11 protein-coding genes and 1 other annotated feature are annotated in these 12,141 nt (G+C 32.9%); of the genes, 9 read left to right on the forward strand and 2 right to left on the reverse strand.

The features are described 5' to 3' along the window. Positions 1–148 precede the first annotated feature (148 nt). Positions 149–360 (forward strand) — a binding site (T-box leader). Between the two features lie 148 nt (positions 361–508). From epsC to sigH, 6 genes are all read left to right on the forward strand, one after another. Further along, the gene (gene epsC / locus EKH84_RS09315) at positions 509–1,345 is read left to right on the forward strand and encodes a serine O-acetyltransferase EpsC (RefSeq protein ID WP_013656372.1); all 837 of its coding nucleotides are present in this window, start codon (positions 509–511) and stop codon (positions 1,343–1,345) included. Positions 1,346–1,359: 14 nt separating this feature from the next. Beyond that, positions 1,360–2,775 (forward strand): cysteine--tRNA ligase, encoded by a 1,416-nt coding sequence (cysS, locus tag EKH84_RS09320; protein WP_127068030.1) that lies wholly within the window; start codon positions 1,360–1,362, stop codon positions 2,773–2,775. Between the two features lie 23 nt (positions 2,776–2,798). Beyond that, positions 2,799–3,227 (forward strand): Mini-ribonuclease 3, encoded by a 429-nt coding sequence (locus tag EKH84_RS09325; protein WP_041713511.1) that lies wholly within the window; start codon positions 2,799–2,801, stop codon positions 3,225–3,227. Between the two features lie 27 nt (positions 3,228–3,254). After that, positions 3,255–4,160: a 23S rRNA (guanosine(2251)-2'-O)-methyltransferase RlmB gene (gene rlmB, locus EKH84_RS09330; protein WP_243118655.1), complete on the forward strand. Its 906-nt coding sequence runs from the start codon at positions 3,255–3,257 to the stop codon at positions 4,158–4,160. Positions 4,161–4,597: 437 nt separating this feature from the next. Next, a complete protein-coding gene (locus tag EKH84_RS09335; protein ID WP_127066065.1) occupies positions 4,598–7,132 on the forward strand; it encodes a hypothetical protein in 2,535 nt (844 codons plus the stop codon). 309 nt (positions 7,133–7,441) lie between these two features. Next, entirely contained in the window at positions 7,442–8,092 is a 651-nt protein-coding gene (gene sigH / locus EKH84_RS09340; RefSeq protein WP_127066066.1) for an RNA polymerase sporulation sigma factor SigH, read from the forward strand. A gap of 125 nt (positions 8,093–8,217) precedes the next feature. Here the strand turns inward: sigH and EKH84_RS09345 are convergent, their stop codons facing one another. Together EKH84_RS09345 and EKH84_RS09350 are read right to left on the reverse strand one after the other, a co-directional pair. After that, on the reverse strand, positions 8,218–8,634 hold the full coding sequence (locus tag EKH84_RS09345) for a hypothetical protein (protein WP_013656378.1): 417 nt from the start codon (positions 8,632–8,634) through the stop codon (positions 8,218–8,220). A gap of 41 nt (positions 8,635–8,675) precedes the next feature. Then, positions 8,676–8,870, reverse strand: coding sequence for a hypothetical protein (locus tag EKH84_RS09350; RefSeq protein WP_013656379.1), 195 nt, complete (start codon positions 8,868–8,870; stop codon positions 8,676–8,678). Positions 8,871–9,131: 261 nt separating this feature from the next. Here EKH84_RS09350 and thrC point away from each other — a divergent pair, with 261 nt between their 5' ends. The 3 genes from thrC to EKH84_RS09365 all read left to right on the forward strand — a co-directional run bounded on the left by thrC (position 9,132) and on the right by EKH84_RS09365 (position 11,993). Then, entirely contained in the window at positions 9,132–10,610 is a 1,479-nt protein-coding gene (gene thrC / locus EKH84_RS09355; protein ID WP_127066067.1) for a threonine synthase, read from the forward strand. A gap of 286 nt (positions 10,611–10,896) precedes the next feature. Continuing rightward, the gene (locus EKH84_RS09360) at positions 10,897–11,403 is read left to right on the forward strand and encodes an SEC-C metal-binding domain-containing protein (RefSeq protein WP_013656381.1); all 507 of its coding nucleotides are present in this window, start codon (positions 10,897–10,899) and stop codon (positions 11,401–11,403) included. 71 nt (positions 11,404–11,474) lie between these two features. Then, positions 11,475–11,993 carry a hypothetical protein gene (locus EKH84_RS09365; RefSeq protein ID WP_013656382.1) on the forward strand — a complete coding sequence of 173 codons (519 nt, stop codon included), beginning with the start codon at positions 11,475–11,477 and terminating at the stop codon, positions 11,991–11,993. Positions 11,994–12,141 lie beyond the last annotated feature (148 nt).

Raw genomic sequence — 12,141 nt, forward strand, 5'->3', positions numbered from 1 at the left:
ATACAAGTATTTTAGCTGAGTAGCTTTATAATTTCTAGTATTAAAATTTACAAGAGGTGTTGAAACTCATAATCGGCTATATTATAATGGGTAGATAGATGAAGGATTATCAAAAGTTAAGATAATCGAATATATTAATGGTATAAGAATAAAAGCAATGAAAGAAAGAGTATTATGAAAAATTATGTCAGAGAAGACTCGGTTGGTGAAAGAGTTTCATAGTGATTCATAAGAAGTGCATTCTGGAGCTGGATATGTGAAGTCGTTTAGCATATCTCGTAGACTGACGTTACCAGTAAATGAGATAGGGGATTTATGTCCCTTAATCAGAGTGGAACCGCGAGTGACTTCGCCTCTGAACAAGGAGGGGGAGTTTTTTTATTGTCTAAAAGACAGTGGCTATTTGTAGAAGTAGCAAGTAGTTCATTTATTTTTATGTGAAACAGAAAATTTGCAGGAAAAGTAGTAAAAAAGGGATCTTTATAAGTGGGAGGAGAAGCAAGCTATTATGGGATATGTAAAAGAACAAATTCGTGTCATTAAAGAAAGAGATCCAGCGATTAAAACAAGTGCAGAAGTCTTTTTGTACCCTAGTTTTTATGCTTTATTGTTTCACAAATGGGGACATTGGTTTTATAAGAAAAAGCATTTTTTTATAGCCAGGCTTATTTCCCAGATTGGTAGAGGGTTAACAGGAATAGAAATTCACCCAGGTGCAATCATTGGAAAAGGATTATTTATTGACCATGGCATGGGAGTCGTTATTGGTGAAACCTGTGAGATAGGAGATAACGTTACGATTTATCATGGTGTTACTCTAGGGGGAACAGGAAAAGATCATGGTAAGAGGCATCCTACCATTGGTAATAATGTGATGATTAGTACAGGCGCTAAAGTATTAGGACCTTTTAAAGTAGGAGATAATTCTAGAATAGCTGCTAATGCTGTAGTGCTTCAAGAAATACCAGAAGATAGTACGGTAGTAGGTATTCCAGGAAAAGTTGTTAGAATTCAAGGAAAACGTATTAATCCTTGTGAAGACTTAGACCAAGTCAAGTTGCCAGATCCTGTGAAAATGGAAATTTGCACATTAAGAAGAACAGTAGAAGGTTTAGAAGAACAGCTTAAGTCATTAGAGCATCAAATGGGTTTATCTGATAAGGAACTAAAGGGAATGAAAAAAGCCGTTGTTTTAGATGAGTCGCCAGAGATTTATGTATCACCAGAGTTTTGTGAGCGCATGCAGCAGACTGAATTCATCAGACAGCCGAATCAACATCGTTGTGAAGATGAAAACTGTGAGAATAAAGAAGCTTGCAACGACTATCAAGAAAAGAATCAGTAAGGAGAAAAATAATGATTAAAATTTACAATACTTTAACAAAACAAAAAGAAGAATTTAAACCAATTGAACCTCATAAAGTACGTATGTATGTATGTGGACCAACGGTGTATAACCTAATTCATATAGGTAATGCAAGGCCTTATATTGTATTTGATACAGTACGCCGCTATTTTGAAAGTGTAGGCTATGAGGTTAACTATGTTCAGAACTTTACAGATGTAGATGATAAAATCATTAAAAAAGCTAATGAAGAAGGTAGATCTACAAATGAAGTGGTTACACAATATATTGAAGAAACCTTAAAAGATGTAAATAACCTTAATGTAACACCAGCAACTCATCATCCTCGTGTAACAGAGGAAATGGACCGTATTATTGAGATGATTAAGGAGCTTATAGAAAAAGGTTATGCTTATGAAATAAATGGGACTGTTTACTTTGATACAGCAGCATTTGAGCAGTATGGAAAGCTTTCTAAGAAAGTACTTGAGGAATTAGAAGCAGGACGTAGTGAAAGAGTTGCACTTACAGAAGAAAAGAAAAATCATATGGATTTTGTGCTATGGAAGCCTAAGAAAGAAGGAGAACCTTATTGGGAAAGTCCATGGAGTAATGGGCGTCCAGGGTGGCATATTGAGTGTTCAGCAATGGCTAAACGTTATTTAGGAGATACAATAGATATTCATGCAGGTGGTGAGGATTTAGTATTCCCACACCATGAAAATGAGATTGCACAAAGTGAATGTGCTAATGGTAAAGAATTTGCACATTACTGGATGCATAATGCATTTCTTAATATCGATAATAAAAAGATGTCCAAATCACTTGGTAATTTTAAAACGCTACGTGATGTAGGAGAAATGTATGGCTATGATGTGGTACGTTTCTTCATGCTTAATGCGCATTATAGAAGCCCACTTAATTTTAGTGCAGAACTAATAGAATCAGCAAAAAATAGTTTAGAACGTATTAAAAATGCTAAAGCTACCTTAAGTTTTGCCTTAGAGCATAGCCAAATAGCAGATTTAACAGAAGAGGAAAAAGCATTACTTAAAGAACTAGATGGTTTTAAAGCACGTTTCCATGAACATATGGAAGACGACTTTAATACAGCTGATGCCATTAGTATCATTTTTGAACTTGTTAAATTTGCCAATACTTATGCCAAAGAAGGTGCTTCAAAACCATTCGTAGAAGCTGTATTGAAACTATTTAATGAACTTACAGACATCCTCGGTTTAATTTATGACAGAAAAGGCAATAATGAAGACGGTTTAAGCGATGAAGAAATTAAAGAGTATATTGAAAAACGTACAGCAGCTAAAAAAGCAAGAGATTTTGCAGAAGCTGATCGTATTCGTGACTTTTTAAAAGATCAAGGTGTACTGATTGAAGATACGAGAGAAGGTGTACGTTTTAAACGTATATAATGAGAAAGGTACAAGAAGTCCAGATGGAAAATACAATAGAAAATCTTTTAACATTAACAGCAGGAAAAATGAATCATAAGGCGAATACGTATTCACCACTAGCACTAGCTTATATAGGTGATGGTGTTTATGAGATTTTTATCCGTACTTATGTGATGAATAAAGGTAACGCACCTGTTAATAAATTACACAAGGCTTCGAGAGAATTAGTAAAAGCCAGTACCCAGGCAAAGCTTTACTATGCCATAGAAGACATTTTAACAGAAGAAGAAAAAGCTGTTCTTCGTAGAGGACGTAATGCAAAAAGCTATTCTTCACCTAAAAATGGTGATATTGGTGACTACAGGCATGCTACAGGTGTAGAAGCTCTCATTGGTTATTTATATATAGATGGGCAAGTAGAACGGATTAAAGAATTGATTGATTTAGGGCTAGAAAAGATGTCACTTTAGGTGACTTAAAGGAGAAAAAGAAAGCACATGAGAAATGAAATGAGAAACGGCAAAGCAAAAGGAAAGAAACAAGAGCGTACAGATAAACAACCAAATCAAGAAAATAAGCTTAACAAACGAGAAAGCTTTAAAAAAGAAAAGCCAGAGTTTACTAGAGGATACAATAGAAGGTCTGCGGTTCCAGAGGATTTTGAAATAGACGAAAATATTTTATTTGGTAGAAATGCAGTGATTGAAGCCTTAAAAAGTGAACGTGAAATAGATAAAATCCTTATTCAAAAGGGTGAAAAGGAAGGCTCAGTTATTAAGATTATAAGTGCGGCTAAAGCAAAAAGCATTGTTACATTAGAGGTAGAAAAAAGTAAGTTAGATGAGCTCACAGGAAGAGAAAAGCATCAAGGTGTTGTTGCTTATGTAGCTGCACATGAATATGTAAGTGTAGAAGAGATTCTAGAAGATGCAGCAGCTAAAGGAGAGCCTGCTTTTGTACTTATCTTAGAGAATATTCAAGACCCACATAACCTAGGTGCGATTATCAGAACAGCTCATACAGCAGGTGTTCATGGTATTATTATTCCAAAAAGAAGGGCAGTAGGTCTTACTGGAACAGTTGCAAAAGCGTCAGCAGGCGCCCTTGAACACACTAAGGTGGCAAAAGTAAGTAATATTGCTCAGACTATAAAAGATTTACAACAAAAAGGCTTATGGATTGCTTGCGCAGATATGGATGGTAAAGTCCTTTTTGAAGAAAATCTAACTGGCCCTATCGGGATTGTAGTAGGAAGTGAGGGCGAAGGTGTTTCAAAACTTACAAAGCAGACTTGTGACTATGTAGTGAGTGTGCCAATGTATGGAAAAGTTACTTCATTAAATGCATCAGTAGCAGCTAGCCTTATGGTTTATGAAGTTGTAAGACAAAGGCACTTTAAATAATAAAATATAGATGATATAAAAAATTAATCCGAATAAAAACCGAGAGAATTTAATTCTCTCGGTTTTTATTGTGGCTCTAGCTAATTATTTAAATAGAAAACTATTCTAGATTTTTATAGAGACATTAGTAGTGATTTTTTGCTACGAAAGAGAAGTTAAGATTTTATCTAGAGAGGAGTGTTAAATAAGTCTTGATGCTATGGCTCTTAAAAGTAGTTTGAAGTGAGGTTAAAGCTTAATCAATACTAAATAATAAAAATATTTATAAAAATTAGATATATTGATTTACATTTACTAGAAATACCTATATAATTAGAGCAGAAATGATGTGGTTTTTAGTTGTTTTTAATGGGAACGTTTTCAGAAAATGAATAGAAAGGAGAAATTTTTATTTCGAAATAATTGGAAACGTTACCGAAATTCTAGGAGGGAATAGAATGAGAAGACGGATTATATCAATAATCGTTGCAGTATTTATGTGTATGCAGGCATTTATAGTATACGGTGAATTGCCAAGTGAAGTAACATCAAAGAAGTATGTGGAGATTCCGGTGTATTATGGCACGGAACAAACTTCTATTATATCTAAGGAACTATCTAAAACAGTTAATGAAACTACGTTAAAAGGAAAAGCTATTTTTTATATAAGAGCTTTTGTTTATGAAACAGGAGACCAAGTAAAGATAGGTTCTCAGGTTAACTTTATAGGAGCAGACGGCAAACTACAGCAGGAATGGTGGGATCAAAATATCACGACAGATAAGGCAAGTGTTAATTGGCCAATATGTGATAAAGTTTATGTTACCGTAAATGATGATATGCAGTTTGTAAGTCAAACACAAAATATAGATGAAACAAGAGTTGTATTTTCTATGACGGCATTAGGAAATACTTTTGGTAGAGCAACTGGAAATATCAAATTAGATGCAGGCTTCGGTGCATTAGATATAGTATTAAAGGCGATTGATGCGGATAATACTGTACTAGATATTTTTAAGTCAAGTTTTGTTGGAGAAGGAAACACAAGCCAAAAAATATTTGTAGATCCAATTATAGTTAATCCAGGAGCAAAGGTTAATGTAAATATTAAAGGAAACTACCTTAAAGCCCAAGAGTATACTGTTATTGAATCAGATACTGCACCTACATTACCACTTGATGCAAGTACTAGTTGGAAGGATCTGGGGACATTAGACAAGATTGAACCTAACATGTGGGAATCATATCCTGATTTATTAAAAGATAAACAGGGATATTTATCTACCAAACACTATAATTATAAGTATGGTGAGAAAACACCTACCTCTGTTATACCAAAAAGAGCAGATACCTTCTGCTACCCAATTGGCGAGGATAATGTATTCCAATTAGCAACAACAGGCAGTAATAATCAATATTACTCCGTAGAAAATGAGGAGGCATTTTTTGGAGACAGCTTAACAGGAACGACTACATTTATAAATACTTTCACTTCCTCAAAAGATATAAATTATCAATTCTCTATTTATTGTAATGACCATAAGAAGAATAAAAACGCACCTACATTAAAGATTACTAACAATAAAACTAAACAAGTGACGACATTAGTTAATGGATTAGGTGGTGGTGGTAGTTACTATCATGGAAATGAAACTGATAAAAAGAACAGTAAACCATATGTAACTACTTACTCTTTTAAGGCGGGGGAGACTTATACGTTTGAGGGAACATGGTTCCAAGAATCTGGAGAAGACCCTGTTCCTACATTACATTATAGGGAAGCTTCTACTGCTGATGCACAAACTGGTTGGAGTGTAGTTCCTAGTGGTTTCTTTAATACAGAAAAGTATATAGGTGGGGCGAATAAGGCAGTTAAGTTTTGGGGGTACATGGTTCCAAATGGAGAGAATTTTAAAGACGGAAAATATAACATGGGAAGCTTTGCTGATGATGGAATTTATGGATATATCATGATAGACAATAAAAAGGTTACTTTTGCAGAAGACTGGACATTATCAGCACCTGCAAATAGAACAGGTATAAATAATGGCAGTAGTTCTAGTAATAATAATACAGTGGTTGATGTAGAACTCAAAAAAGATAAAGTTTATCCTATTTACATGGAATGGTACGAAGGAAGACCTACACAAAAGTCTTTTATACCAATATATAAAGAAGCAGGAACAAATACATGGAAAGACATACCACAGGATTGGTTCTATGCGAGTGCAGATAGTACACCGGGCCGAGTAAATATTGCTTACTTTGATTCTTATGTAGCAGATAGTGAGATTAAATTGCCGGAAGATCCAGGAACTTATTATGTAGCAGTAAAAGTAAAAACAGAATTAGGTGAAGATAAACAAGTACTACAAGGGCCGTTTAAGATTGAAAAATTTGCTCCTACACCACCAGTACTTACAGAAGATGTAGGAAATAAGATTATTCCTACTAGTGTAAGCAATATTTCCCTAAATACTAATTTTATAGATTATGCAAAGAAAATAGAGTATAGTGTTGATATCAGCAATCTAGCCACAGAAAAGATTACTATAGGTGGAAGCACACCACATGATGTAGAACTACTTAACTTTGATAACACGGTTATATCAGCTCAGATTAAATCAGGAGGAATATTAGTAGATCCTTCAAATTATACCCTGAGTCTGGTGAAATCTGGTGATGAAACTAAAATCAAAATTGATTTTGAAGATGATTTTGAAGTGGTCAAGGGAAATACACAAGAAGTAAAGCTATACTTTACAGTTGGCTGTGGTAGTGAAGTAGAAGCAGATAAATATACAAATACATTTGCTAAGCTTAATAAAGCGGTTACATTATCTGCTCAAGTTAAAGTACTTCCAGGGTATGAAAAAACAATTACTAATCCAGATGGAAGTAAGACAATTCAAATTGTATATGATACAACAGAAATACCGTCTAATTCATCTACTATTAATGCTAATTATAGTTATATGCCACAAATTCACTAAAAAAGTTAATAATAATTATTAAACATAAGAATAAAAGAGATGATTTCTAATAAGTAGAAGTCATCTTTTTTATATGAGGGATTTAGTATTAACAAATAAAGTGATTTGTAGTATACTAAAAATAGTATCTTAAAATTTAACAAGAAGATGAGTATAATATTATTTTTGAATAGAATAATTTAAATGGTTCTTAAACATAAGTTGGACATGATATGGATAAACATAATCATATTAAAATTTGGATGAGTAAGGAAATTTTAGAACAAGTGAAGAAATTACTTAGAGGTCATATTAAGTAAGGAGCAGGTTATGGCAATTATTCAGGGAGTATCAAAAGAAAATAAAGATCTGGAACAATTAACCGATGAAGAATTAATACAAAGATATCGAGATGGAATAAATGAGGCAATTGAAGTGCTAGTACAACGATATAAAAGGTTCGTACGTACTAAAATTAAAGCAAATTACTTTATTGGTGTAGATAAAGATGATCTCATTCAAGAAGGTATGATTGGTTTATTTAAGGCTATTTGTGATTATGATGCTCATAAAGACACAAGCTTTAAGTCTTTTGCTACACTTTGTGTGACGAGACAAGTAAGTACAGCTTTCAAAGCAGTTTCAAGACAGAAGCATATTCCGCTTAATACAAGTATATCCCTGAGTATTCCTATTAATCATAAAGGGAATGAAGAGGACGATGAAGGGATTACTTTATTAGATACAATTAAAAACAATACATCTATGACACCAGAAGATGAAATGATCAGCAAAGAAAATTTAGAGGTTCTTAATAATCAAATTATAAAAGCATTAAGCAAACTAGAATGGCAAGTATTAAATCTTTATATTAGTGGGAAGAACTATCAAGAGATTGCTAAAGAACTTGATAAATCACCTAAATCTATTGATAATGCGTTGCAAAGGATTAAGAAGAAATTAGAGAGTGTTTGTAAATAGCCAACCAATCAAAATGTTTGCTTTTAAAGGTAAATTGTATTTAGTATAAAATAAAGTTAAGAAGTTTAAGGTTAAACAAAAAATGCAGCAGATAGATTTTCTATCTGCTGCATTTTTTGAAAGAACTAAAAGCAACGAGGAAGTACATCTTCAATGTTATCAATGCGGTTAAAGTTAAAGTATACAATTCTTTGTGTGCAAGGGTTAATCGTTTTTAGGAAACATTTGCCGATTCCTACGATAACAACACACATTTTGCAGCCGTCTACATGAATAATAACTCTTTGATTAGTTAATTTACAAGCAACATCTCTTAAACTATCTTCGCAGAGACAATCATTATTATTCTGAAATGGGCAAGAAATACCAGTAAAGTCGTCATCACGACGTCTATCACAGCAGTCATCATCATCGCGACGTCTATCACAGCAGCGGTCATCATCACGATGTCTATCACAGCAACGGTCATCATCAAAGTCATCACAGCAAACTCTGTGATTATGAGAAAAGAAATTTCTATTATTTTTTCCACAACAACTCATATTAAGTCCTCCTTATTTCATTATAAAATTATGAGACCGAATTAGCACTGAGGTAAACATTCCTCTATATAATCAATGCGGTCAAAGTTGAAGTATCTGATGTTTCCGCAACCAAGTTCTAATGCACGAATATAGCAAGGGCAAACTTGAGAAATAATGACACAGAAGCTACAACGATTGGAGTGAATAATAACTTTTTGGTTTACAAGACAAGCTAAGTCATGTTGAAATCCCATATAAATACCTCCTAAGACATTAATAGTACAACTATTTTATAGAGAAGCAGGGGGTAAACCTGCGTTACATTTCTCTAATATAAGGTATGAAACTTTTGGAATTAATGTTACAAAAAAGTCGAAAATAATACATATCCCCTATAGTTAGAAAATTTAAAAATATGAACAAGTATTAATAATATTTTGCAATTACTATATAAAATGTTATAATAGAGTGATATAAGCTCACAGTGAATAAATGGAGAAAGGGAGATTAAACATATGCTATATACAAGTACACGAAAGAAATTAGAAAATATTACATCAACAAAGGCCATTTTACAAGGTATTTCTGAAGAAGGTGGTTTGTTTATTCCTACAGAACTACCTAAAATGGACTTTACTTTAGACGAGCTATCAAAATGGGGATATCAAGAATTAGCTTATCGTGTGATTAAGCTTTTCTTTGAAGATATAAAAGAAGAAGATCTTAAACATTGCATTACTCATGCATATGATGAAAAATTTGATACAAAAGAAATTACACCACTTGTACATACAAAAACAGCAAACTTTTTAGAGCTTTTTCACGGTCCTACTATTGCATTTAAGGACATGGCATTATCAATTCTACCTTATTTTATGCTTGTAAGTAAAAAGTATAATAAAGAAGAAAAAGATATTGTCATTTTAACAGCCACTTCTGGAGATACAGGTAAAGCTGCTTTAGAAGGATTTGCTAATGTAGAGGGCACTAAAATTATTGTATTTTTTCCACAAGATGGTGTAAGTGAGGTACAAAAACGCCAAATGCTTACTACAGAGGGGGATAATACTTTAGTAGTAGGTGTAGAAGGAAACTTTGATGATTGTCAAACAACAGTTAAAGAGATTTTTGCAGATAAGGAGTTTGCTAAGGAAATAGCGGATAAGAATTATAAATTTTCTTCTGCTAACTCTATTAATATCGGTAGACTTGTACCACAAGTAGCCTATTATTTTGCAGCTTATGGAAAAATGATGAAGGATGGAAAGCTTAAAGCCGGTGAAGCTATGAATGTAGTTGTACCAACAGGCAACTTTGGTAACATTCTTGCAGCTTATTATGCAAAACAAATGGGACTTCCAATTCAAAAACTTATCTGTGCATCTAATACGAATAAAGTACTTTTTGATTTCTTACAAACAGGTACTTACGATAGAAATAGAGAATTCCATTTAACAACTTCACCTTCTATGGATATTTTAATTTCTAGTAATTTAGAGAGACTCCTTTATCATATTAGTGGAGAGTCTACAGAAGAAGTCTGCAGTTTGATGAATGCTTTAAAAACAAAAGGGCAGTATACTATATCAGATGAAATGAAAGCTAATTTAAAAGATTTTTATGGTGGTTATGCAGATGACCAAATGACAAAAGATTATATTAAGAAAGTATATAATGAAGAAAATTACCTTATGGACACGCACACAGCTGTAGCTTATGCTGTATATGACACTTATGTAAAAGATACAAAAGATCATACACCAACAGTGATTATATCAACAGCAAGCCCCTATAAATTTACAGGAAGTGTAATGAGTGCAATTGATGAGAAGTATGAGGGGGTTAATGACTTTACTTTATTAGAAGAAATGCATCACCTTATTCAAGGAGCTATGCCAAAAGCTATGGACCAAATAGCGACAAGACCTATTAAGCATAAAAAAGTATGTGAAGTACAAGGTATGAAGCAAGTTGTTAGTGATTTTTTAGTATAGTATAGGGCCTATGCCATATTTTATAGATACCCCTATTAAAAGGAAATATTTTTATAGGGTGCATCTAAAAATAAGGAGTGGTAAATAGGAGAGAAATAATGTATAATAGATATGCTAAAGAAGTAATAACAGCATGAGCTAAAGGCGCTTTTTAAATGTGACCGGCCAAGGGTGAAGCATACCATGACGATTGCTAGGGGAATAAAGAGAGTACGTAGTAAAGCCAGTAGTTTTAGTAATGGTGAAATCCTAGGCACATATTTAAAGTAAGAAAAGGAGAATACTAATGACATTATTTGAATTATGGAATAATTACGGTGAAGATGCAAAGGAAAGATCTGTAGAAGAATACAAAAAAGTTGTAGAAAACTACTTAGGTAGAGAAAGAGACGTTTATAGCCATCTTCTTTCTAATGTTGAAGAAGTTGTAGAAGGAACTATTGCAGAACTTGGTAAACGTTTTAATATGAACGAAGTAGAATTTTTAGGTTTTGTTGATGGTATTAATACAAGCTTAAAAAATGGTGAATATGATTTAACAGACTTTACAGGAGAATCAGCAGTAAGATTAGAATTTGACCTTAAAAAATTATACTGGAATATGTTAGACGCTAAAGCTGAATGGCTTTATGGTTTACCACAATGGAACACACTTTTAACAGCAGAAGAAAGAGAAGAAATTAAAAGAGAATACAATAAAACAAAAACAGTTGTTAGAGGTAAAAAAGTAGGACGTAACGAACCATGTCCATGTGGAAGCGGTAAAAAATATAAACAATGCTGTGGAAAATAACTGCTCATATGAGCAGTTATTTTTAGAATTCTGCAAAGCAAGTAGCATTTAAAGTGGAAGGGAGCCTCAAAATGGATATAAAGTGGTCCTATTATTTAGTTGTTATCATTTATGTATTAGTACTTGGCCTTCGTCTGACTAATATGATGAGTACAAGAAGATTTAAGAATCAATATAAAGAATATAAAACAGTATTTTCTATAAAAAAGGATTTCTTTACAACTGTAAGTACCGCATGTATAGTGACAACAATAGCTATTAATGTAGCGGCGCTCATAGGAGGAAGACCCATCAATAAGGATAGCATTATCATTACATTACTTGTAATAGGCTTTACTATTATTAATAGTTGTTATACTATTATTTTCACAGAAGCAACAACAAGTGTGTGCTGGTTAGGGTATGAGCTAAAACAAGGAGATCTTGAAGACGTAAAAATCAAAGAAGGACATTTAAAAACAACAGTTAATATGACATTAACCAGAGAAATAGATAGTTATAATTATGCTAAGCTAGTTGTGTTTGGAAAAAATAAAAAGGCATTAGAAACAGTTTTAGAGGATTTAAAAGTAAAAAAAGTAACTGAGTAAGAAAGCGCTTATTCTACAAATAGTATTGTGGAATAAGGGCTTTTTTTGATGTTAAGAAAGAATAAAGAAAATGATAATGGCTATTAAATAGGTAAATAATGATTTCTAAAAAGGTATTACAAGATTAATGAAAAACGAACTAAAACTC

The organism is Cellulosilyticum sp. WCF-2 (genome assembly GCF_003990395.1).
Lineage (GTDB): Bacteria > Bacillota > Clostridia > Lachnospirales > Cellulosilyticaceae > Cellulosilyticum > Cellulosilyticum lentocellum.

What these genes read in the sequence shown, in the direction of transcription:
- epsC (WP_013656372.1), top strand. Translation starts at nt 509, where the DNA reads ATGGGATATGTAAAAGAACAAATTCGTGTCATTAAAGAAAGAGATCCA.
- EKH84_RS09325 (WP_041713511.1), top strand. Translation starts at nt 2,799, where the DNA reads ATGGAAAATACAATAGAAAATCTTTTAACATTAACAGCAGGAAAAATG.
- rlmB (WP_243118655.1), top strand. Translation starts at nt 3,255, where the DNA reads ATGAGAAATGAAATGAGAAACGGCAAAGCAAAAGGAAAGAAACAAGAG.
- EKH84_RS09335 (WP_127066065.1), top strand. Translation starts at nt 4,598, where the DNA reads ATGAGAAGACGGATTATATCAATAATCGTTGCAGTATTTATGTGTATG.
- sigH (WP_127066066.1), top strand. Translation starts at nt 7,442, where the DNA reads ATGGCAATTATTCAGGGAGTATCAAAAGAAAATAAAGATCTGGAACAA.
- EKH84_RS09345 (WP_013656378.1), bottom strand. Translation starts at nt 8,634, where the DNA reads ATGAGTTGTTGTGGAAAAAATAATAGAAATTTCTTTTCTCATAATCAC.
- EKH84_RS09350 (WP_013656379.1), bottom strand. Translation starts at nt 8,870, where the DNA reads ATGGGATTTCAACATGACTTAGCTTGTCTTGTAAACCAAAAAGTTATT.
- thrC (WP_127066067.1), top strand. Translation starts at nt 9,132, where the DNA reads ATGCTATATACAAGTACACGAAAGAAATTAGAAAATATTACATCAACA.
- EKH84_RS09360 (WP_013656381.1), top strand. Translation starts at nt 10,897, where the DNA reads ATGACATTATTTGAATTATGGAATAATTACGGTGAAGATGCAAAGGAA.
- EKH84_RS09365 (WP_013656382.1), top strand. Translation starts at nt 11,475, where the DNA reads ATGGATATAAAGTGGTCCTATTATTTAGTTGTTATCATTTATGTATTA.